A 22,259-nucleotide genomic window follows, 5' to 3' on the forward strand; every position below is an offset into this window, starting at 1 on the left:
GCGCAGAACGCCCACACCTTCCTATATCGACTGCATTCGCCGAACGTTTTGCGATTTCTCGGTTTCGGTGAAGCGGTCTGGACAACAACCAGGAGTAGTTTCCATGCGATTGACCCGACTCGTGCCATTGGCGCTTGCCCTCTCGATAGCCTTCGCCCAGCCAGCTCTGGCGGAGCGCGTCGATAGTGGCGTCCCGGGGATGATTTTCGATCATGACGTGCCCGTCACCATGACCGATGACTTGAAGTTGCGCGTCAATATTTATCGCCCGGACAAGCCCGGTCGGTATCCGGTATTAATGCTGATGGGGCCCTACGGAAAAGATACGCGGCTTGCCGATGCTCCAGCCTATAAGACGTCGTGGGCCAAACTGATCGCCAAGTATCCGGACCTCTGCAAGCAGTCCTCGTGCCGCTACATCCGGTTCGAGGCGCCCGACCCCGAACGCTGGGTTCCGAACGGTTATGTCGTCATCCACGCCGACGTGCGGGGCGCCGGCGCCTCCCCCGGCGTGCTCGATCCGATGTCCCCGCGCGAGACCGAAGACTATGCGACGCTGATCACCTGGGCGGCGCACCAGCCCTGGAGCACGGGCAAGGTCGGTCTTCTGGGAACCTCGTTCCACGCTATCAATCAATATCAGGTCGCCGCTTTACAGCCTAAAGGGCTCGCCGCGATCCTCCCCTGGGAGGGCGCGTTCGATCCCTATCGTGAGATAGCCTATTCTGGCGGGATTCTGAACCCCGCATGGCAGTTTTGGTGGGACCATCAGGTGGTGCCCAACCAGAATGGGAATGGAGAGACGTCGCTCATCGATTCCATCGGCGGTGGCAAAGATACCGGAGCGCCTCTGTCGCCCGAGCTTTTGAAGAAGAACCGCGTCGCGCCAGTCGAAACCTTCGCAAGACATCCCTTTGACGATGCCTATTATCGCGCGCTGACAGCGGACGGGAGCCGGATTACGGTACCTCTTCTCGATGTGGCCAACTGGGCGGGTTGGAGCACCAAGGGCTATCTGGCAGCGGCCAGCAAGTCCAAATGGCTGCGCATCGAAACCGGAGATCATCTGACGCCCTTCTATTCGGACGAGGCACTCGCGCTGCAGAAGCGGTTCTTTGACCATTACCTAAAAGGCGTCGACAACGGCTGGGAAAAGGAAGCGCCGGTTGCCGTGGAGGTCAGGCGTCCGGATGGTGCCACTTGGCGCGAGGAAACCGCGTGGCCTCTACCGGGCACGCGCTGGGAACGCTGGTATCTAGACAATGCGAGCGGCACGATGAGCCCGACCGTGGGAGTCGCGACGGCCGCTGAGAAATCCTATCCCGGAGCCGGGGATGGGCTGACGTTCACGTCCGCGCCCTTCGCCGATGAGACGGAGTTCACCGGCCCGATCGCCGTGAGGCTCTGGGTCAGTTCCTCGACCGCGGACATGGATATTTTCGCAGCCGTCCGACTGATCGATCCAGAGGGCCGCGACGTTGTCTTTACGGGCAACAGCGACCCGAACGTGCCGCTCGGCCAGGGCTATCTTCGGGTGTCGCATCGCGCCATCGATCCGGCGAGGTCCACCGAATACGCGCCTTTCCATCCGCACCTCGCCTCGGAGCCGATGATCCCCGCGCAGCTTTACCCGGTAGACGTCGAATTTACGAATCCGACGAGTATTGTGATTCCCAAGGGATACCGCCTGGCTTTGACGATCCAGGGTAAGGACTTCGGTTACGGCCCCGGCGCGAATATCGTTCACGCTAAGGACTACGAACTTCCGGACTCAAACAATTCTGGACTTTACTATTTGGCTCATCCGAACCGCGATCCTGCTCTTTACGGCGGGACGGACACGGTTGCGACGGGCGGGGAACATGCATCGTACCTATTGATGCCTTACATCCCACGGCGTCAGTAAGCGAGTCCTGTAAGGGGTGCCCGCACGCTCGTCAAGCAAAGCGGAAGTGGACGATGCCGTGTTTATCAGTGCGGAGATCGACCGACCCCCACAACGCCATTTCTGCCATACCGCGAATTGATCCTAACCCGTGAGCAGCATGGCGCCTTGACTGAGCACCACGGCCGCGGAATTTGCAAGTTCGCCGCTCTGTCAGGAAGCGCATTTTTTTTGCTACGCGGATGCTCTCCTGGACGCCGCGTAGCCTTTTTATGCCGCAACTCGTCCGAGTGCCGCCTCGACATCTTGGCCAAATCGCTCAAGCGCATGAGTTACTCGAAGCCGGTGATGTCAACGGGAGAATCGTGCTCGAGCCGTGGGCATGACACCATGGGTTTCACCCGTCCCGAACCAGCCGTCTTCTTGCGCGCTCGACCCTTACCGATCGGAGATATGTATCTGCGAAGGATTATACGGAGGAGCGGTTTTTAAAAAGCCGATTGGGCACGGTAGCTGTTTTGCGTGACTGATTACTGCGTTGCCGCAACCAGCAACCCTTCAGCTTATCGATTCTGGGTGCCAGAAGGGTTCCTTCGGCGGCCTCACGCCCACTTTTGACCGGCGAAATCTCACACTGAGAATTTTGAAGAGGCATTGACGTTATTAAAGTAATTTGCCTAACGCGCCAAAATTTTCCCGTGCATCACAATATTTAGACGGCTCGAACGTCATGCCCCGTGTATGTCCCTTTTGCGGCCTAAGAGGACGGAGTTGTCCGATGCAAATGAAAACGATCGTCATAGTGGGTGCCGGGCCTCGTCTCGGTCTCGCGATCGCCAAGCGATTTGGCAGGGAAGGGTATCGTGCTGTGCTGATCGCGCGGCGCGCCGAACCACTCGCCACTATGACGGCGACGCTTGGGGAAGAGGGAATAGAGGCGAAAGGCTATGTCGCCGACGTGACCGACGAGGAATCTCTCGAGCGTGCGTTCATGCAGATCAACAGGGTTTCGGGGCAATCGACATCCTGGAATATAGTCCGCTGACCCGAATAGCCGTTCCTTCGTCGCAGGTGGACACCGAAGCCGCACGTTTAGCCTTCAACTCTTATTTTTTGGGCGCTGTTGCTTACGTTCAGCAAGTCCTCCCGTCGATGCGGGAACGCGGGGTCGGGATGATCCTGCTTACCGTAGGGCGCGCCGCAAAGTACACGATATGGCAGATTGGATCTGCAGGCCCGATGGCCGCGGCGCTACGCACCTATGCGTTAAGCCTTAATGCTGAGCTCGCCACAGAAAATATCTATGTCGCTTGCGCAACAGTTTGCGTGAAGATCGAGCCAGGGTGGTCCGAAAAGATTGCGGATACCTATTGGACCATGCACACAGAACGAAATTCACCGGAAGGAATCGTGGACTATGTATAACCGTTTGTCAGAACGTATGAAGCATAGGCGTCCGACCTTGCTCGTCGATGTGATTACGGCGCCGTGATCGGCGTCTGTGTGTGTCTAGTGGGCAGCGACAAATCAAATGAACGCCCCCGCCCATCAGACGTGAGGAGTTAGAAAGCGGTGGACCCTCACGGGCCGACGGCATCAAAGTGCCAAAACTGGAAGATCATTAAGGTCTTCACAGGCTAACCGGAGGGTCCCAAATGAAGTGTACGACGGTCGGGGTAGACATTGCGAAGTCGGTGTTCCAACTTCACTGGGTGGATGCTGACACGGGGGAGATCCTCAGCCGGCAGCTCAAACGGGCGATATTTCTTGAGCACTTCGCAAACCGAGCTCCTTGCCTGATCGGGATGGAAGCATGCGGCGGGGCTCAGCATTGGGCACGGCGGTTGATTGAGATGGGCCACCAGGTGAAACTGATGCCAGCGAAGTTCGTCAAAGCCTTCGTGATTGGCAATAAGAATGATCCGGCAGACGCACGCGCGATCTGGATGGTTGCCCAGATGCCAAGTAAAGCGGTCGCGGTGAAGACCGAGGCGCAGCAGGCAGTGTTGGCGCTGCACCGGATGCGGCAACAGAAGGTTAAGTTCCGGACCGCACAGATGAACGGTCTGCGCGGGCTGCTCACCGAGTACGGCGAAGTGATAAGCAAGAGCCGGGCAGCGCTGGACAAAGCGATTCCTGCGGTACTTGCGAGACTTGCCGAGCGTGGACGGCGACAATGAGCTTGTCCGGTGTAGCGGCGATCATCTTGGCCGGTAGTGAGGAGTCGCAGGCGGCGTAGCCGCCGGAGACGACGAGCTGCCGGCGGCGCCGGTTCGGCGGAGGCATACGATGGCTGACTGAGGCTAAAACAAGCAGTCGGTCTATGTCTGGAATCCGCGTTACTGACCAACAGGTCCGCCTCTACATGACTAATCGCAAACACCACTCCCAGAAGATCGCTGCCGCTAAGTCTGGCATGTGCCGGGACGGAAGGATTCCAGGTCTTCGACACTTTCCACGGGCGCATAGGGATCCTGCTGGGATATGACGGCATGTTTCCGGAATCGAGCCGGGCACTGGCGCTTTCAGGCGCGGAAATTCTCGTGTGGTGCTGCGCCTGGGAACATCCCTCCCAGCGCACCCTGCTGACGGTACCGAAGGCCGAAGACAATCGCGTCTACGTGGTCTGGGCGAACCGTGCCGATGCACCGCTTACACACAAAGTTTTTCGCAGGCGGGACGTGAACTCGGGCTGTCCCAGCCTTCGGCGTCGCGACTCATTGCTGAACTCGAAAAACATCGGAGGTATGCTCCTGCAGCGTCACACCCGTGCAGTCGCGGTGACGGAGGCTGGGATAGCGCTATCTCGCGCGAGTCGAAAAAATCCTGGCGGACGTCGACGACGCGAACAACGAGGCGAGGGACATGGACGAATTGCGCGGCCACCTTAAGATCGGTGCCTCCTCGAGCTTTGCAACTCGGAAACTTGTTCCGGCGCCATCACGTTTTGTGACGCTGCATCTCGAACTGAATGTTGACCTATGTATTGAGACGAACGACAGGACCTCGTCACCGAGAGTATCGATCTGGCATTGCGCGTAGGCGCGTTCTGCGATTCAAGCATAGTGGCGCGCAGCGTTGTCGCTGTGGCTGAATCGTTAGAGCCAATCGTTGGGAAAGGCCGCTTCGAGGAAGCGCATAAAAACCTTGACCTTGCCGCTGGCGAACCGCCGCGACGCATGGAGTCCCCAGATCTCCGCCGGTGGCCCGGCGGCGGCGCCCCAGCACACGAGTTGGCCGGAAGCCAAATCCTCGGCCACGAGCATGCGGGGAAGCCTAGCCGCGCCAATACCCGTCCGCACCGCGTCGCGGACCATAAGTAGGGATGGTAGTCGCAAGACCGGCCGCAGCGGAATTTCTATCTCGCCCCTCGGGCCCTGAACGCGCCAGAAATCACCACCGGGTAAGGAACTCATGACGACACAAGGCACCGGCTTGCGCAGCGGGCCAGGTTCTTCCGGCGGATATTCGAGCGAAGCGGCCGCTACGATCAGAAGCTGGTCTCGAACGAAACAGCGACCGACTAAATCTGCGTCCGGCTTTGGATTGACGCGTACCGCTCTACCACCGAGCGCGGGCCAATGGGCCAAACTCGATAGGCCATAAATTCCTCCGAAGCGGATAGTCGCGCGATCGGCGGCGAACGCACTAGGGCACCTGAGGATAGTGGGGAATTGCTTGACTAAGGCAAACCCACGGTTGCGCACTGGATGTCCAGATATCCAGCATCGGCTGAAACTCCGACGAATTGTCCAGTGTAGGGAAACGAATGGACATCACTTCTGGAGCAGTTTCGCCACGTGTGAACAGAGGAGCGCCGCAATCGGAGCAAAAGCTGCGAGTCGCGTGCCTGCCACTGCCAGCACGAACCGAGTACGTCTTCGGCTTGCCGGTGATCGTTACGTCCGACACCCGCACGATGAAGCCGGAAGCGAAAGGAGCGCCACTTGCGCGCTGGCAGTCCAGGCAGTGGCAGTTCAGCGTCGCAACAGGGGCGCGCGAACATCTATAGCGGATCGACCCGCATGCACACCCGCCGGAAAATGGAGCAGTCATATCGCTGTTTCCTCTTGTCGCCTACTGCCCTTTGTTTGCCGGCCGGCGTCGAGTTCATTGTCGATGAGGCGATCGCTCAAATAGCCGTATAAATTCGCCGGCAACCTACCGGACTCTGCCAGTAATGCGCTTTCTTCTGGACGCTTGGTCATGCCGACGCCACTTTGATGGCTTGCGTCACGACGCCTGCCGCTCGAAATTCCTGTGCAACGATCTCATTGAAACTCTGCGTCGGACTCATTTCGCACAACATGCCGACCTTGATCCAGAAGGCCGCCTGCGCGTTGATCGACCGGCACGAGACTACGCTCGCTTTGCGTAATTGATCGTGCAGGTCATCGTCGATATTCACAATGCCCATGCTGTTCTATCTATATGAAATGTATGCGAATCATATATTCGTGTCCGTGCCTGTGCAAGTGATCGCTGCGGATTCGACATCTGCTGCGAGCTTCCCAGAATCGCCACTTGCACTATATATAATAGCTATATAAAATAGTAATAATGGACGATCAGAATGTTCGGCGATTCCGTAAGCAGATCAAGATGCTGCGGCGTCGCTTGGGGCGAGAGTTACTCCCTGCCGAAGGGCTTACGCGTACCGGGCTCCAAGTCTTGGCAGTAATTTGCCGGGCAGAGGGGCTGACGCCGCATGACGTCGGCAATGAACTACGGATGGCGAGCTCGAATGTCGCTGCCGCACTCCGCACGCTGGAGTCTCGCGGCTTGGTAAGGCGCGTCAGGTCTCTACAAGACAGGAGACGCGTGAATCTCGTGGCAACCGAGGCCGGTTCCGATCTGGTGGCCGGCTTCCGCAACGAGCGAGATACCTGGCTCGGACGCGCCATCGCTGCGAAGCTCAGCGAGGAAGAGTGCGCGGTTCTGTTGCTCGCGGGAGCGCTCATGGAGCGACTTGCGGGCTTCGATTCCACAGAAGACTGAGCGGCGCCATCAACTTTGATCTGCTCGTGCAGCCGACGCTTCTCGGCCGCTGTCCAGCACGCTGGTCTCGGCACCGTAGCCGCACCAATCACATTCAGACCAGTCGACGAGCGCGCAAGAAATCCGTCGATCTACCGAGAGGAGCAACCATGCCATTAACCGCCATCGATGAGACGCCTGTCCTGATCATCGTCGATCTGCAGAAGGGCATCGGCGGCTCGCGACTGCAGTTTTTCGACAGCGTCGTGAGTAACTCCCGTCGTCTGGCCGACGCGTTTCGTGCTCGCGGCCTGCCAGTCGTGTTGGTCAACGTGGTCGGCGGATCCCCTGGCCGAACCGAGGCTCGCCAGGCCCGCAGCGATGACGCTGGACAGCCGCGGGCCCGGCCGGAAGGCTGGACCGAGCTACGCGACGAACTTGATCCGCAGGACAGTGACATCCGGGTCACGAAGAAGACCTGGGGTGCGTTCCACGGCACCGGTCTAGCCGAGATACTCGCTACCCGCGGTGTCACCCAGGCCGTCATAACGGGGGTGGCGACCAGTATCGGAGTGGAGTCCACGGCCCGCTCGGCATACGAGCACGGGCTGCATGTCGTTCTCGCCACCGATGCGATGACCGATCCCAATCCTGAGGCGCATCGCAACAGTCTCGACCATATCTTCCCCCGTCTGGGCGAGAGGGCAACCACTGATGAGATCCTGGACAAGCTGTCCGCCTCTGGCATCTTAGCTGGCGCTGCGTGAGCAGTTCCAGCTCTGCCTCTAGGACGGCGGCAGTTCCCGTATCGTGGGTGCGCCGCATCGTGTCGGTCGTGCTACTCCACCGGTGCGACGCGGTGATCAGCGTGTCGGCGGCGGCGTGCGGATCGGCCGCTCAGGTCGCCGTGCCGTTGATCGGCCGCCAGATCCTGGACACCGTAATCATCGACCACCAGGGCGTGCTGTGGTTCTGGTTGGCGATGCTGTTGGCCGCGGCCGGGGTAGCATTCGCGATGTCCTACCTGCGCCGCTACCTGGGCGCACGCGTCGGGTTAAGCGTGCAGGCTGATTTGCGCAACGCGTTGCACGACCACCTTGAGAGCTTTGATCAGACGACGCTGTCGCGTCTTCCCGTCGGCCAGCTGATCTCGCGGGCGAACTCCGACACCGCCTTGGTCGGAGGCCTGCTGGTCTACCTGCCGGTCATCGGCGGCAACGTGTTGATGATGCTGCTCTCCGTAGTCGTCATGTTCGTCATCTCGCCGCTGCTGGCGCTGTTGGCCCTGGCGATTTTGCCGGCGCTGTTCGCGGTGGCCTACCGGATGCGGCAACAGGTCTTCCCGGCAAGCTGGGATAGCCAGCAGCGCGAGGGCGAACTGGTTCAGATCGTCGATGACGGCATCACCGGGGTCCGGGTGGTCAAAGCCTTCGGACAAGAACAACGCGAGGTGAGTCGCCTCGCCGAGGCGGCGCAGCGACTGTACGGGTCGCGACTTCGGGTGACGCGGCTGAACGCGCGCTATCAGCCGGTGCTCGAAATGATCCCTTTGCTGGCCCAGGTCGCGGTTCTGGCATGCGGTGGCCTGCTGGCGCTGCACGGCCACCTGACTATTGGCACCTTCTTGGCATTCTCCACCTATATTGCTCAGTTCGCCGCCCCCGCGCGGCAGCTGGCCGGCATCCTCACCGTCGCGCAACAGGCCCGCGTCGGCGTCGAGCGCATCTATCAGCTGCTCGATCAGCAGTCGAAGATCCGCGACCGCGAGAACGCCATCACGCTCGACCACGTCGCCGGCGAGGTCGTTTTCGACGATGTCACCTTTACCTACATGCACGCCTCTTCACTGGCCCAGTCGTCGGACGAGATCGCCGGCAAGTTGCCGGACCGAATCGAAAGCGCACCGGTGCTGCGTGGTGTCTCCTTCCGCATCGCGGCCGGGGAGCGGGTGGCCGTGGTCGGGCCTAGCGGCAGCGGGAAGTCGACGCTCGCGATGCTGCTTCCCCGCTTCTACGACCCTGATGCAGGCCGGATCTTGATCGACGGCCAGGACCTTCGCGACGTCACGCTGCACTCTCTGCGGCGGCAGGTCGCGGTTGCGTTCGAGGAGAGCTTCCTGCTGTCGAGATCTATCCGCGATAACATCGCCTACGGTCGCCCCGATGCCACCGAGGCCGAGATCGAAGCGGCCGCACGTGCAGCACAGGTCCATGAATTCGCGCTTGATCTTCCGAACGGCTACGACACCGTCGTCGGAGAACGTGGCCTGACACTGTCCGGCGGACAACGCCAACGCGTCGCCCTTGCGCGAGCGATCCTCGCCGCCCCCCGGGTTCTGGTCCTCGATGACGCCACCAGTGCACTGGACGCGACCACGGAGGAGGCCATCCAGGATGCCCTGCGCGCCGTGCTCGCCGGCCGCACCACGCTGCTAATCGCCCACCGTGTCTCGACGCTGCGTCTGGCCGATCGGATCCTCGTCCTCGACGAGGGCCGCATCGTCGATGACGGTACTCACCAGGAGCTAAGCGCGCGGAGCCCGCGTTATCGCGAACTGCTGACCGGTCTCGAGCAAGCAGCCGATCCTGCTCGCCAGGCCGGCGATTCGGTCGAGGCGCTTGCATCTCTTGCCGTGTCTGCCGCCGTCACCGCCTCGGCCTGGCAGAGCGGGCCTGCCGACCCCATCAGCACCTCGAAGGAGCGGACGGTACAAGCTAGCGCCGCGGGGCCTGGCGGTCGCCGCGCTGGTCGAGGAAGCGGCGCCATGGCAGGGCTACCGCCCACTCCGGAGCTACTCGCGCGCGTCAGAGCATTGCCACCGGTGCGCGACCACATCGCCTACGACCTCAGTTCCGAGAGCGCACCGGAACGCTCCTTCCGGCTGCGAGGACTTCTCTTCCGCTTCCGGCGCCCTCTGCTGTTCGGGCTGGCCCTAGTGATCCTCGACGCCGCCGCCGGCGTCGCGGGCCCGTTCCTCGTTAAGCAGGGCATCGACTCCGGCGTCAGCGCGGGCGCCCAAAGCGCTCTGCTCATCGCCGCAAGTATCTATCTGGTCGTCACGCTCGCCGACTTGTTCGTCGAGATCGGAAGTACCTTCATCGCCGGACGCACCGCCGAGCGGATCATGTTCTCGCTCCGAATCCGGATCTGGGCCCAGCTCCAACGCCTCTCGCTCGACTACTACGAGCGCGAGTCGGCCGGCCGGATCATGACCCGGATGACCTCCGACGTCGATCAGTTCGCAACCCTGATCAGCAGTGGCCTACTGAGCGCGCTGGTCGCGTTCGTGACCTTCATCGGCGTCGCGGTCATGCTGCTCGTGACCAACTGGAAACTCGGGCTGGCGACCCTGACAGTGGTTCTTCCCATGGCAATTGCGTTGATCTGGTTCCGCCGACGCTCACACATCCTCTACGACGCCGCACGTGAACGTATCGCCGCCCTTAACGCCGACTTCCAAGAGGGACTGGCCGGTATCCGGGAAGCACAAGCCTTTACCCACGAGGACGCCACCAATGCTCGCTTCCACCAGCTCAACGACGCCTACCTTCGCACACGCGTCGCAAGCCAACGCCTCGTCGCGCTGTTCTTTCCCTTCGTCCAGTTCCTGTCTGCGGTCGCAGACGCCGTCGTCCTCGGGCTCGGGGCTTCCCTGATCCACCACGGTTCCATCACCAGCGGCACGCTGGTCGCGTTCCTGCTCTATATCGATCTGTTCTTCAGCCCCATCCAACAGCTCTCCCAGGTTTTCGACTCCTGGCAACAGACCCGCATCGCCGTCGACCGCATCGCCGGCCTGATGGCGACCAAGACGCTGACACCCGAACCCGAACATCCCGAGGTCCTCGCCACGCCCGCCACCGGAGCGCTCGATTTGGTCGGAGTTCGGTTCGGCTACCCCACCGCACACGGGAACGCTCTGCGCGACTTTAACCTCACTATCGCCGCCGGAGAGACCGTGGCACTAGTCGGCTCGACTGGCGCGGGAAAGTCCACAATACTCAAGCTGCTCGCCCGTTTCTATGACCCGCTCGACGGCTCCGTCCGCTTCGATGGCCACGACCTACGCGCGCTCAACCTGCACACGTTCCGCACCCAACTCGGCTACGTGCCACAAGAGGCTTTCCTCTTCGCGGGCACCGTGCGCGATAACATCGCCTACGGCCGCCCCAACGCCACCGAAGCCGAGATCGAAGCCGCCGCTCGGGCTGTCGGCGCCCACGACGTCATTGCAGCGCTGCCCAACGGCTACCTCACCGACCTCCCTGAACGGGGCGGATCACTCTCGGCGGGCCAACGACAACTGATCGCCCTGGCTCGAGCGCAACTCGTCGAGCCCGCACTCCTGCTTCTCGACGAGGCGACCTCCAACCTCGATCCACTCAGCGAGGCCCGAGTCAACGCAGCCATGCGAGCGGCCGCTCGCAACCGCACGACCATCATCATCGCCCACCGCCTCCGGACGGCGCGTCTAGCCGACCGCATCGCCGTCCTCCAGGACGGTCGCATCACTGAATTCGGCAGCCATCACGATCTCCTCGCGCGAAATGGGGCGTATGCGTCAATGTGGCGTGCATTCGAGGGGACTTCCCAGGAAGAATCTATGGGGCGGCCTCGCTGACGGGCTGGTCCTTGCTTCCCGGGCCGGCCCGTCGCCACGAATTGCTCGACCGCTTTTTCGATGATCATGTGCCGAGAACGTCGTACGCGACATGGTTGCGTGCTCGGCCATGATTTGCAGCGTCCATTGGCGGCCGGGGGATGCGTGCATAGCATTGATCGCCGCACGAAGCCGCTCATCGGTCAGGGCGAAGAGCGAGCCAACACCACCTCAGCACGTCTGCGCGAGGTGCAGCCGCAATGCTTTCACGAGGACCGCGGTCGCCAGTTGCTGAGTGACGATAGAATCTTCGGGCTACGAATCAACCAGTTCCTGTCTCTTGTGTTAGATGCACCACGCAACGTTGCTCGGTTCGGCTCCTCGCGGACATGAATGAGCGAGGGCAACATAGCTGGCGATCGTTCGCGGGTGGCTCGACCTGCCAATCGAGCGCAATTCGCACTTCCATGCGGAAGAAGCGCGTGGACAGCCTATGCGCGCGATGCTCGGCATAGTGCAGCCGGCACGCCGAGCCGGCGCTTTTCTTCATCCACAGCTAGGCGCGGGGGCTGCCGAGAAGTGTCAACGTCCACAGCGAAACGCCCCGTCGCCGACTTCGACGGGCGGCCGCGTGACCATCTTGCACGCTGTACGGCGAATACTTCGATGCAGGTTTGTACGCCGCTGGACGCAGCGCAGCGTACCTGGCCCGTCTTATGCTACGCGCCGAGGACAAGCTTGCCGCGCGCCGTAGGCGCAGCTCCATGCCATTGAGGGGCAGGGCACGTACCGGCTGACGTGTCGCCCGCTTACTGGCCCATGGGCAATTATCTCGCCGCGCGCTCGCCTCGTGCTGGCGAGTCTGTTTCCGCAACCTTCAATTAGGCATGTCGGAGCAACCAAATGGTCAAGAAATTAAAAATCTCCGCATCGTTTCTAGAAGGCCATCCGGTTCCATCAGTGGATTGATGTGGCGCACTATCCGCCCCATTCTGGCTTCCAGGACAAGTAGTGGGCATCTTGGCGACCTCCCGTTGCGGATTAACGGAAGTTTGAGGGCGAGTGCCAGCGCCGCATGTTTGTCGCTCAGGAGGGGAAACTTTAGTTCTAGACTAGCCGCCGTCAGACGTTGCATTTCCGGCGACTGCACACTTATACCGAACACACTAATTCCTACAGACTCGAGCTCATCGCATAATTCATTGAATGCAAGTAGCGTAGCGATGCTTCTTTTAATCTGAAAGGCATTGTCGAGAGGTTGAGGTATCAGACAATCGAGAGGTAACGCAACCGGGTGCAGCACGAGAATATCACTGCTGGCTCGTTCGGCGAGATCCACTGTAATACCGTTTGTCGCCGACAAGACGAGCCGAGGCAGAGGCGAGCCGAGAGGGTCGGGAAGCGTATTCTCCGGTCCGATTCGGGCAACGAGCTTATCATCGGTCTTCATCAATTTTTGGTCTCAGGGCGCATCAGACTTCGGCGCATCTACATGGGGTGACGAATCGAGGTATGGCCAGCCCTGGGCCACGAAATACTTGCCGAGCTCGTCATCTATTTGCTTTACTGTCTCCATAACCTCTACGTCGAGCCCGTCTTTACCGAGACTTTTCACGGCAGCGCTGATCAAGTTCCCGGGCATTCCGCCAGTCGTACTCTTCGTCTGGAAAGACAGCAGCGGTTCCGATCTTGGCGCGTGTGGAAGTTCGAGGCTGGAGGAGACTTGCAACTCCGCCCGTCCTGCGCCATAGCCCACCAGTAATCGCAGCGCTTTTTTTCCACGTCGGACGTCGACGATGCGACTGCGGAGCAATAAGTCTGGATGCTCCGTGGCATCGACGACTGTGAGATGGTTGCTAAGCAGGGTCGCTTTTAGATCGCTGTTAAGCGCGGTATTGACCTGGTCTGCGGCGTCTGATTGCGTTGCTACCGATTCATGCCGTGGTGAATAGGCGAGCTTGACGTCTGTCAGGACCGCTATGGTCCGTGGGGCAGACGTCTTGATCGGGTGCGAACTCATGACGTTGGTCACACCGGTTCCGGCGCAACCCGCGAGTATGAGCAGTGCCAACACCGGGAGGATGCGACCGGTACGAAGACAAGGAAGATTCGTCATTTTCAGCGAGCGAGTCGGGCTAATGGAGGACAAATCTTGCTCCTACTAACGCTTGCCCGCTACGCGAAAAGTACTGATGTTGTATGATTTTGGGCCATATGAGAAAACTTTCCACTTCGTCCTACGTGCGGGCGCTTGATTCCTTCCGCAATGGTGGGCTTTTAAGCGTTGCGCGGAGTCTCGACCAGGCGTTGCTCATTGGCTCCCACGTACATCCGCACGGGGAGTTGTTCCTGCTCCATGCTGGTCATTTGATGGCTCGCAGCGAGACGGGCCATTGGTTGATTCCCCCGCTTCAAATTTGTTGGATACCGCCCTACGCGGTTCATGGGTCTGCCAACCATGACGTTGAATGGACACGTATCCACCTGGAGCCGAGTCTGTGTGCATCGCTTCCTACGCAGCCATGCGTGTGGACGTCGACGTCTCTTACGCGTGCTTTGTTTGAGAGATTGGCACAACGGGCAGAGACGTATATGACGGTCTCGCCATCCGAACAGCGTTTGCTTGATGTCCTGTTCGACGAACTGTCGGTTGCACGCGGCGCTGCCATTCTTCTTCCTCTGCCACGATCTCCTGGACTGCGAACGCTAACGGATACGTGGCAAAAGGCGCCGGGAGAAATGGCCGGTCTGGATGAACTGGCCGCGTCATCCGGGATGTCTCGACGCACTCTGACGCGAACCTTCAAACAGGAAACCGGGATGTCCGTGGGTAAATGGCGGCAGGTCGCCCGATTGATGGCAGGCATCGGCATGCTTGCGGAGGGTAAATCAGTCACCCACACCGCGATGTCTCTTGGCTACGATAGCGTCAGTAGTTTCGTCTCTCTATGTCATCGGCTCACCGGAATGAGTCCGAAAATCCTCGCGCAGGCCGTTCCTCGCCTCTCAAGGTAAGGGCTGAACAAACTCGTCAGGCAATGGTAAAACCGCCGTTGTAAATATGAGCAGGTCGCTTACACGCTGTGCTCCGCCCCAGACGCGGCAATAGCTTCTCGTGGCGAGCAGTGCGTTGCGTTAACTATTTTTGAGTTATTTTACAAGCCGTTGATTTATATGAGAAAACCCCTTCCCCTATTCCCTTCTTTACGTTCCCGCCGGCAGTACGCAAGGTGATCTACACGACGAACGCGCTTGAAAGCGTTAATGCTGGTTTGCGCAAGATCATTCGCACACGCGGCCACTTCCCGAGTGACGAGGCCGGGACGAAACTGCTATGGCTGGCGCCGCACAACATTACCGCTGGCTGGACACGCGCCGCACATGTCTGGAAAGCGGCCATGAACCAATTCGCGATACTGTACGAGGAGCGCTTCACGCATCCCTACGACTGAGCTATCCTCGAACCGCTGCCCGCCGAAAAGCGGGGTGCCTTAACCGCCTCGAACACAATCTGACAGTTCCAGAATTGCCGTATATCTGACCGCATGTCCAAAATAAACCGTGCGCGTCGCGCCGGTCTGTTCTTCCCATCGTCGTGCCTGCCGCCGCGGCCGAGACCGGAAAAGGTATCCCGGTTCGTGCCTTCGGCGGTCGGGAAAATCTTTTTGTTACACCGTAGGCTGCCGAATTTGGCGCGAACGCTGGCGGCGGTATCCATGCGCTGGTGGTCACCCCGACGCTGATGGCGTCATCGATGACTTGGAGACAGTGGCTATAGCAATTCGGAAGCTGTTGAGGCTGCCGTAAGCAAACTAGGCAGCCAGCGCGGAGCGGGCCGGGGTGCCGTTTTTTTTGTATCCTATGCACTGGTTGACGATGGTGTTGCAAGAGTCGCCGCCCCCCAAATCGCTCCATCTCGCGCCAGCAAAAGATGAACGCCATTGACGGTAAAAGCGACGGTAATACCCCATGTCAATCACCACCAATCCCTTTAACCATGCGGGTTTGCGTGGCCTGTTGATGATGGAGTGGGAGTGAATTTACGTCCTTCGAGGACTATCGCCAGCTATCGAGAAACTGTCGTAACGTATTGATTTAGAAGAAAGTACGTCGCGGGATCTATCGGTGGCTATCGCCGGCCAGCAAAATAAGTTGGTGGTAGGGCTGACGGTAAAAATCGAGGCCGGATTAAGTTATTCTCGTTCACTATTAGACTTTTACCGTCTTTGACGGTAAAAGTCTTCTCTGGAAAGCTTGTCTTACGCGGCTTTCCGGGCATCAACAGGTCTCCTGATCACTGACGGTAAAACCTGACGGTAAAGCCGTCAAAAAGCCGGAGGAAACCTCGATGCTCACCGACGCTGCACTACGCAATCTCAAGCCTAAGTCCAAGATTTATAAGGCTTCTGACCGGGACGGCATGTACGTAACGGTATCGACTAGCGGTACCGTCACCTTCCGCTACGATTACCGGCTCCACGGCCGCCGCGAGACGCTGACCCTGGGACGCTATGGCCCGGGTGGTATCTCGCTGGCGATGGCGCGCAAACTGCTCCTGGAAGCGCGCAAATCCGTTCAGGTAGACATGTCCCCCGCGCTTGAAAAGCAACGCGAGAAGCGGCGGGTCGTCGCCATCAAGACTTTCGGCGTGGCAATGGAAGCATGGCTGGCCAATGCACGGTTGGCCGACAGCACCCACGCCATGAGCAAGCACATCATCGACCGGGACATCCTGCCGGTCTTTCGCAATCGCCCGAGCGCGTTCCACGTCCGTACGACGTCAATCTCTCCCAGACAATTCAGGTGGGTTGGGAAAGATGCTAACTTCGTGATACATTAATGGAGTATAAAGGCTTACGAAGATAGCAAAATGCCGACCCCCTATGCCCCTTCCGCTGGCGTCCGGCGCACGCTACGCAAATTAGGCGCCGATATTCACGACGCGCGTCGCCGTCGCCGGTTGACCATGGCTGTGATTGCCGAACGGGCTTTCACATCAAGGGCGACTTTGCAGCGCGTCGAGGCGGGAGATCCGAGCGTGAGCATCGGCATCTACGCCGCCGTGCTACAGGCGCTTGGGCTTCTGGATGGGCTACTGGACGTTGCCGACGCCGCCCGGGATACAGTGGGGCAGTCGCTTGCAACCGCGGCATTGCCTCAGCGCGTCCGGCTGCGCCGTGGTGGCGGAGGGAAGGGTGACCATGACTGATGTTGAGGTATATATCGATCTTGACGGCTCGCCGCGACCGGTAGGCCTGCTCAGGCGCCATGCATCGCGTCGGGAAGAAACGGTCACGTTCGAATATGACGAGACCTGGCTGGCCGACGATGAGCGCTTTTCGATTGACCCTCCCATTCACTATTCGGACTTTTACCGTCTTTGACGGTAAAAGGCTTCTCAGGAAATGTTGTTTTACGCGGCTTTCCGGGCATCAACAGGTCTCCTGATCCCTGACGGTAAAACCCGACGATAAAAACCGTCAAACGCCGGAGAAAACCTCCGTGCCCACTGACGCCGCACTACGCAATCCCAAACCTAAGTCCAGGATTTATAAGGCTTCTGACCGTCCCGCTACGATTACCGTTTCAACGGCCGCCGCGAAACGCTGACCTTCGGGCGCTATGGCCCTGACGGCATATCTCTGGCAATGGCGCGCGAACCGCTCCTGGACGCGCGGAAAACCGTCCTCAATGGCATCTCGCCCGCGCTTGAAAAGCAACGCGAGACACGCCGTATGCTCGCCATCAAGACCTTCGACACCGCGATAAAAACATGGCTGGCCAATGCAACGTTGGCTGACAGCACCCGAGCCATGCGCAAGCACATCATCGACCGGGACATCTCGTCGGTTTTTCAGAATCGCCTGCTGACCGAAATCCAGCCTGAAGACCTGCGAGCCTGTGCAACGAGGTTACGGATGCAATAGCGTTCAAGAAGCCGCGCGTGTTCTTCGCAAATCATGGCACCAATCAACCCAGAAACGGACCAGGGGTCTCAAATGATTGATCTCCGCAGTGATACCTGCAGCCGGCCGACGATACCCATGCGTCAGGCGATGGCTGAAGCGACAGTTGGTGACGACGTCTATGGCGATGATCCGACTGTGAAAGCCCTGGAGCGAACAACGGCGGAACTCCTCGGCAAGGAAGATGCTGTCTATATGCCGACCGGGACCATGACTAACCAGGTGGGCATTCGTGCGCACACCGAGCCTGGCGATGCGGTGCTGTTCGACCAGAACGCGCATGTCTATATTCTCGAAGGCGGCGCACCGGCGGCATTCTCGGGCGTCTTGCCGCGCCTGCTACCGGGGATTCGCGGAATCTTTGGACCGGATGATGTGGATGCGGCGCTCGGCCGCCCCCATCCGTTCTTCCCGGCCACTATACCGGCACCGAACCGTCTGCTCTGTATTGAGAACACCCATAACATCGGTGGGGGATCGATCTGGCCACTGGAGAAACTGGAAGCTGTTTGCCGCACCGCGCGGACCCATCAGCTTCGCTTGCATCTGGATGGAGCACGGTTATGGCACGCCACCGCCGCCACCGGCGTACCGGAATCGGCTTACGCGGCGCCGTTCGATAGCGTGAGTGTTTGTTTTTCGAAGGCGCTCGGTGCACCGGTGGGCTCCTGTCTGGCAGGCCCGAAGGACTTCATCACTCGGGCACGCCGTTTCAAGCAGCAGATCGGTGGAGGTTTCCGCCAAGCCGGCATCATCGCCGCGGGAGCGTTGTATGCGTTGCAGAATCATCGTGAACGTATAGGGGAAACCCACGCATTGGCGCAACAGTTCGCCCATGGGCTTGCGCAATTGGAATCGATCATTCTGGACACGTCCACGGTCGAGACCAACATCGTCCGTTTCCGACTCGCCGGTGCCGATGCGGCCGCCTTTGTCGAAGCCGCACACCGCCGGGGTCTGTGGATGCTTCCTTCTGGCATCGATGCCGTTCGCGCGGTTTTCTATCTGGATATACAGAAGGATGACGTCGTGCGTGCGCTCGAAATCGTAGCCGATTGCCTGAAGGAATTGTCCGTCAACGAAAGTATCGGTTCAGCGCCGCAGAACACGACCGTCCGCCACGGTGCGGGCTATTGATTATTGATCCTTTGATAAGTGCGCGGGTCGGGTTTGCGGTCCGATCGCGCATTAATCATTGCCTTCGCCTACCGGGTCCGAGTATGGCTTCGTCATCGTATGTCCGGGAGATTCGCCGAATATATGAGTAACGATGCAGCCAGCGTCGGGCGCCGCCGCGCGATATCCGGGAATATGCCTTCATTTCATGAGGTTACGTCTGTCTTTTCAGCAAGGGCCATGCGAGTAGTGACGATGCGCCACGCCTTGGATAATTCATGAGCGATCCGATGAGCGATGAATTTTCTCCCGCCATCGGGAGGCAATCTATCGACTCTTTTAGGAAAGCCATGATGATCGACGTAGACGAAAACTACTGCGAGACGATGCTTCAAAGCATCACGAACCGTATCGCGGAGACATTCGAGCGCCCCGGCCCCGATTTCACCATTGCCGATTTCGTTCGGCAAATTACGGCGCTTAATCAACTGTACGCAGGCGAGATGCGCAGCGCGCTGTCGTCGCGTTTCCCCCAGATTAGCTGGAGCGGTGCCGAGGAGGCGAATGCCAAGGCCCAGGCCGGGGCGGAGCCTTCTACAGCGTATTGGGTGTATGACCCGATCGACGCCGCGTATCATCTGGCACAAGGTCTGCCACTTTGGTCGTCGTCGTTGGCGCTGGTGGTCAACGGACGTACCGAGTTTGGCATCGTCTATGATCCCGTCCTGAAGGAGACGTTCGTCGCACGGCGCAACTGCGGTGCAACGTTGAACGGTATGCCGCTTCGCCCAAGCGGCAAGAAGCATTTGCGCGGTGCCGTCGTGGCGACCTTCCTTCCGCCCTACGGACATGGCGATCCGTCACGGCACGCGACGACGCTTGAGTTGATGTCTGCAATTGCGCCGCATGTGTTCGTGATCCGGCAGATGGCGTCCGCATCGCTGCAGCTCGCCTACGTTGCTGCCGGGCGTCTTGATGCTTTGTTCGAAGTCGGATCGACGATTCACGATTGGCTTGCCGGGTCGTTGCTAGTCGAAGAAGCCGGCTTTCGGATGACGGACCTTGAAGGTCAGCCCTTTGGATGGACCGCGGAAGGTATTCTTGCCGCCGCGCCAGGCATCAGCGAAAGCATGATCGCGATCACCGGCGAGATTTGCCGGGGTCGAAAATCAATTTCCAGTAACTAGGAAGTCATGAAGCAATCCGCCTCCACTTCACCCAATGACGTTCCCCGTCCGCGCAAGCGGCCCAGCCAGCCACGGTCGTCCAATACAATGGACGCGATCCTGGAAGCGGCGGCATTGGTGTTGGAGGCGGGAGGCTTCGAAAGCTACACAACGAATCACATCGCAGAACGTGCCGGTGTGAGTATCGGCTCGCTTTATCAGTATTTTCCCAATAAGGATGCGGTGACCGTTGCATTGATCGAGCGGGAAGCGTCGAATCTTGCCAGTCGCATTGCGGCACTGGATCAGGACGACTGGAAGATCACCCTGCTCAAGATGATCGAGATCATCTCGGAACATGAGCAGCAGCGGCCCCGATTGTCACGCTTACTCGACTCGGAAGAGGTTCGCCTGAAGGCGGAAAGCGCCCAGAGAGAATCGGCCGACAGGATTCGAGCGGCCATCATGGATCTGTTAGATGCGGTCGGAAAGTTTCCGCTCCCCACCGCAGTGATTGCCTCCGATCTGATGGCGATTACCCGAAGTCTCAGCGACCTGGGTCCTGTGGAAACGGCAAGCGCCTCCCAGGTGCTAGCCCGGCGGATCGAATGGGCGGTTTTGGGGTACTTGACCATGGCCACCGAATAGTTTGTGCGCCGACAAAAATCGACGATGTACGGCGCCATCTCTAACGTACCATGACGGCCCCGTGGGGCCTTATCTACGCGTGCTTCTCCACCAGTCAGGTGCGTCTGCAACTATATCGGGCACGACATCCCACGTGCTGCATGAGGGAGCGAAGCGGGCGGCCTCTATCAAGGCAGCGGCGATGTCGGAACGGCCGATCTTCATACTGCCGGATAGCGCATGGGTCGCCGGCGTTGCGCTCACGGTCTCAATGCCAGCGACAGCATCGGTCAGAATTGGAGAACGGAGAATGACGTAGGGAAGTCCTGAGCCTTGAACCGCACGCTCGCGGCCGATCATGTTGTCACGCATGCCGGCCTTCATCAGGTTGGAAATGGTCCAGAGCATCGATGGCTTGTCCGCGCCCATCGCCGACATCAGGATGAAACGGGGACGATGCTCTTTCTGCGTGATGGCATTTAAGGTGTTGACGCATCCCTGATAGGTGACTTCACGGATCGCAGCCCGCGAGCCGAACAGTCCTCGTCCGTTGATGCCGCCGGCGCTTTCGACGGTGAAGAAGACAGCTTCGATGTCTGTATCAAGCGCGATGGACAGCGAGGCCGGGTTTGTCACGTCTGCGGCGACGGGTTCGACATATTGCGAGGCCGCTCGAGGATGACGCGATATGGCACGCACGTACTTACCTTGGTGACTCAGTTGCTCCACGATGGCCAGCCCAACGCCCCGGCTGGCACCCACGACAACATAGCGTTTCATCATTTATCCCTCTGGTTGCAGAAGTATTGAGTTTGAGGGTGATGGTGGGACTTCGCTACTCGCACGGATATGACCGTTCGTGAACAAAAAAGCCTTTGGAAATACGACCTGTTTTGCCCGCCATGATATGCATCCGGGGGGCTTGCTCGCATTTTTTGATCGCCGCGTGTTCGACGATTCGCGTAATTCTGCGGACCGGCATCGGTTTGTCCTGCCCGCGAACCACAACCTCATCTTGATCTCGTGCATCAAGTGCTGCTTGCTCAAGGCGTTATCGGCTGGATCTTCGAGCGCATCCTTGACGCCGTAGAGGATCGGCCTGCAATAGCGTTCAAGACGGCTAGTACATGGGCGCTGTTAACTGACTGACCGAAGCATCGTGCTCAACGATCCAGTCGAGTATTTTTTAGAGGAAATAACATGCAAGCACCTCATGTCCTCACAGAGCCGGCTATCCTCTATTTCGGCACTCCTGTGGTCTTGATCAGCACTCTGAATGAAGATGGGAGCGCCAATATCGCTCCCATGTCGTCCGCTTTCTGGCTGGGCTGGCGATGCATGCTGGGGCTTGATGCAGGTGCCAAAACACCGCAGAACCTCATGCGCACCGGCGAGTGCGTCCTGAATCTTCCCTCTGCGGACGGCGTGGAGGCGGTCAATCGCCTGGCCCGCCTCACCGGGGCGAATCCCGTTCCCGAGCGCAAGGTACGCCGTGGATATACCTATGAGAAGCGGAAGTTCGAGGTCTCCGGCTTGACCCCCGTACCATCGCTCACCGTGAAGCCGCCCCGCGCGCTGGAATGTCCGATCCAAATGGAGGCCGTACTCGTCGCGCAACACGATCTGATGGCAGACGACGTGGCCAGCCGCGGTGCGGTCCTGATTTTCGAGGTCCGCATTCAACGCGTCCACGTCCACCCCGATGTGCTGATGGACGAACACTCAAACCGCATCGATCCGGACAAATGGCGGCCGCTCATCATGAGCTTCCAGCGTTTCTATGGCCTGGGGCCGGAACTGCACGAATCGACGCTCGCCGAGATCCCCGAAAGTGCCTACCGTGGACCGGACATCGACCGGGCTCGAACCACAGAGGATAAAAGTACATAGAGCATGTTCGATCAGCAGGCGCCGTGCAGGCG

20 protein-coding genes and 6 pseudogenes are annotated in these 22,259 nt (G+C 59.4%); 20 read left to right on the forward strand and 6 right to left on the reverse strand.

The window, feature by feature from the left end:
- Positions 1-103 precede the first annotated feature (103 nt).
- From FQ755_RS01395 to FQ755_RS38595, 6 genes and pseudogenes are all read left to right on the forward strand, one after another.
- Positions 104-1,906 (forward strand): CocE/NonD family hydrolase, encoded by a 1,803-nt coding sequence (locus FQ755_RS01395; RefSeq protein ID WP_144150331.1) that lies wholly within the window; start codon positions 104-106, stop codon positions 1,904-1,906.
- A 757-nt stretch (positions 1,907-2,663) separates the two neighbouring features.
- Positions 2,664-2,930, forward strand: coding sequence for an SDR family NAD(P)-dependent oxidoreductase (locus FQ755_RS01400; protein WP_186308383.1), 267 nt, complete (start codon positions 2,664-2,666; stop codon positions 2,928-2,930).
- A gap of 26 nt (positions 2,931-2,956) precedes the next feature.
- Positions 2,957-3,310, forward strand: a complete 354-nt coding sequence (locus FQ755_RS01405) for a hypothetical protein (protein ID WP_144150333.1) — start codon at positions 2,957-2,959, stop codon at positions 3,308-3,310.
- A gap of 230 nt (positions 3,311-3,540) precedes the next feature.
- Positions 3,541-4,050: pseudogene (locus FQ755_RS01410) on the forward strand (IS110 family transposase); the annotation flags it as partial.
- Between the two features lie 300 nt (positions 4,051-4,350).
- Positions 4,351-4,473: pseudogene (locus FQ755_RS38590) on the forward strand (hypothetical protein); the annotation flags it as partial.
- Positions 4,434-4,838 carry a LysR family transcriptional regulator gene (locus tag FQ755_RS38595; protein ID WP_409937022.1) on the forward strand — a complete coding sequence of 135 codons (405 nt, stop codon included), beginning with the start codon at positions 4,434-4,436 and terminating at the stop codon, positions 4,836-4,838. The pseudogene FQ755_RS38590 and the gene FQ755_RS38595, both read left to right, overlap by 40 nt.
- A 145-nt stretch (positions 4,839-4,983) precedes the next feature.
- On the opposite strand, the gene FQ755_RS01420 is transcribed toward FQ755_RS38595, so the two are convergent.
- The 3 genes from FQ755_RS01420 to FQ755_RS01430 form a co-directional block, all read right to left on the reverse strand.
- Positions 4,984-5,592 carry a LysR substrate-binding domain-containing protein gene (locus FQ755_RS01420; RefSeq protein WP_260858240.1) on the reverse strand — a complete coding sequence of 203 codons (609 nt, stop codon included), beginning with the start codon at positions 5,590-5,592 and terminating at the stop codon, positions 4,984-4,986.
- Positions 5,534-5,941: a GFA family protein gene (locus FQ755_RS38600; RefSeq protein WP_144150335.1), complete on the reverse strand. Its 408-nt coding sequence runs from the start codon at positions 5,939-5,941 to the stop codon at positions 5,534-5,536. Before FQ755_RS38600 ends, FQ755_RS01420 begins: the two co-directional genes overlap by 59 nt.
- A 148-nt stretch (positions 5,942-6,089) precedes the next feature.
- On the reverse strand, positions 6,090-6,302 hold the full coding sequence (locus FQ755_RS01430) for a ParD-like family protein (protein ID WP_144150336.1): 213 nt from the start codon (positions 6,300-6,302) through the stop codon (positions 6,090-6,092).
- A gap of 185 nt (positions 6,303-6,487) precedes the next feature.
- On the opposite strand from FQ755_RS01430, the gene FQ755_RS01435 reads away from it, so the two are divergent.
- From FQ755_RS01435 to FQ755_RS01445, 3 genes are all read left to right on the forward strand, one after another.
- Positions 6,488-6,883 (forward strand): MarR family winged helix-turn-helix transcriptional regulator, encoded by a 396-nt coding sequence (locus FQ755_RS01435; RefSeq protein ID WP_260858249.1) that lies wholly within the window; start codon positions 6,488-6,490, stop codon positions 6,881-6,883.
- Between the two features lie 149 nt (positions 6,884-7,032).
- On the forward strand, positions 7,033-7,629 hold the full coding sequence (locus tag FQ755_RS01440; RefSeq protein ID WP_144150338.1) for an isochorismatase family protein: 597 nt from the start codon (positions 7,033-7,035) through the stop codon (positions 7,627-7,629).
- A gap of 47 nt (positions 7,630-7,676) precedes the next feature.
- The gene (locus tag FQ755_RS01445) at positions 7,677-11,483 is read left to right on the forward strand and encodes an ABC transporter ATP-binding protein (RefSeq protein WP_222105700.1); all 3,807 of its coding nucleotides are present in this window, start codon (positions 7,677-7,679) and stop codon (positions 11,481-11,483) included.
- 886 nt (positions 11,484-12,369) lie between these two features.
- On the opposite strand, the gene FQ755_RS01450 is transcribed toward FQ755_RS01445, so the two are convergent.
- Together FQ755_RS01450 and FQ755_RS01455 are read right to left on the reverse strand one after the other, a co-directional pair.
- Entirely contained in the window at positions 12,370-12,912 is a 543-nt protein-coding gene (locus tag FQ755_RS01450) for a redoxin domain-containing protein (protein WP_144150340.1), read from the reverse strand.
- Between the two features lie 12 nt (positions 12,913-12,924).
- Entirely contained in the window at positions 12,925-13,494 is a 570-nt protein-coding gene (locus tag FQ755_RS01455) for a DUF4410 domain-containing protein (protein ID WP_186308385.1), read from the reverse strand.
- A 182-nt stretch (positions 13,495-13,676) separates the two neighbouring features.
- Between FQ755_RS01455 and FQ755_RS38605 the strand changes: the two are divergent.
- The 10 genes and pseudogenes from FQ755_RS38605 to FQ755_RS01505 form a co-directional block, all read left to right on the forward strand.
- Positions 13,677-13,961 (forward strand): annotated as a pseudogene (locus tag FQ755_RS38605) (AraC family ligand binding domain-containing protein); the annotation flags it as partial.
- A 93-nt stretch (positions 13,962-14,054) separates the two neighbouring features.
- Positions 14,055-14,477 (forward strand): helix-turn-helix transcriptional regulator, encoded by a 423-nt coding sequence (locus FQ755_RS37925; RefSeq protein WP_260858241.1) that lies wholly within the window; start codon positions 14,055-14,057, stop codon positions 14,475-14,477.
- Positions 14,478-14,656: 179 nt separating this feature from the next.
- Positions 14,657-14,914, forward strand: a pseudogene (locus FQ755_RS01465) (transposase); the annotation flags it as partial.
- Positions 14,915-15,810: 896 nt separating this feature from the next.
- A pseudogene (locus FQ755_RS01470) lies at positions 15,811-16,215 on the forward strand (integrase arm-type DNA-binding domain-containing protein); the annotation flags it as partial.
- A gap of 117 nt (positions 16,216-16,332) precedes the next feature.
- Positions 16,333-16,671 (forward strand): helix-turn-helix domain-containing protein, encoded by a 339-nt coding sequence (locus tag FQ755_RS01475; protein ID WP_144150343.1) that lies wholly within the window; start codon positions 16,333-16,335, stop codon positions 16,669-16,671.
- Positions 16,664-16,846: a hypothetical protein gene (locus FQ755_RS01480; protein WP_186308386.1), complete on the forward strand. Its 183-nt coding sequence runs from the start codon at positions 16,664-16,666 to the stop codon at positions 16,844-16,846. Before FQ755_RS01475 ends, FQ755_RS01480 begins: the two co-directional genes overlap by 8 nt.
- Before the next feature lie 118 nt (positions 16,847-16,964).
- Positions 16,965-17,380 (forward strand): annotated as a pseudogene (locus tag FQ755_RS01490) (integrase arm-type DNA-binding domain-containing protein); the annotation flags it as partial.
- 81 nt (positions 17,381-17,461) lie between these two features.
- The gene (locus FQ755_RS01495) at positions 17,462-18,565 is read left to right on the forward strand and encodes a threonine aldolase family protein (RefSeq protein WP_144150345.1); all 1,104 of its coding nucleotides are present in this window, start codon (positions 17,462-17,464) and stop codon (positions 18,563-18,565) included.
- Positions 18,566-18,822: 257 nt separating this feature from the next.
- Entirely contained in the window at positions 18,823-19,731 is a 909-nt protein-coding gene (locus FQ755_RS01500; RefSeq protein WP_144150346.1) for an inositol monophosphatase family protein, read from the forward strand.
- Between the two features lie 87 nt (positions 19,732-19,818).
- A complete protein-coding gene (locus FQ755_RS01505) occupies positions 19,819-20,358 on the forward strand; it encodes a TetR/AcrR family transcriptional regulator (protein ID WP_186308388.1) in 540 nt (179 codons plus the stop codon).
- 69 nt (positions 20,359-20,427) lie between these two features.
- On the opposite strand, the gene FQ755_RS01510 is transcribed toward FQ755_RS01505, so the two are convergent.
- Complete coding sequence (locus FQ755_RS01510) at positions 20,428-21,120, reverse strand: NAD(P)H-binding protein (protein ID WP_144150348.1); 693 nt, start codon at positions 21,118-21,120, stop codon at positions 20,428-20,430.
- A gap of 417 nt (positions 21,121-21,537) precedes the next feature.
- Here FQ755_RS01510 and FQ755_RS01515 point away from each other — a divergent pair, with 417 nt between their 5' ends.
- Complete coding sequence (locus FQ755_RS01515; protein ID WP_144150349.1) at positions 21,538-22,227, forward strand: flavin reductase family protein; 690 nt, start codon at positions 21,538-21,540, stop codon at positions 22,225-22,227.
- Positions 22,228-22,259: the final 32 nt, after the last annotated feature.

The sequence above is a fragment of the Paraburkholderia sp. BCC1885 genome, assembly GCF_900996235.1.
Classification (GTDB): Bacteria; Pseudomonadota; Gammaproteobacteria; order Burkholderiales; family Burkholderiaceae; genus Paraburkholderia.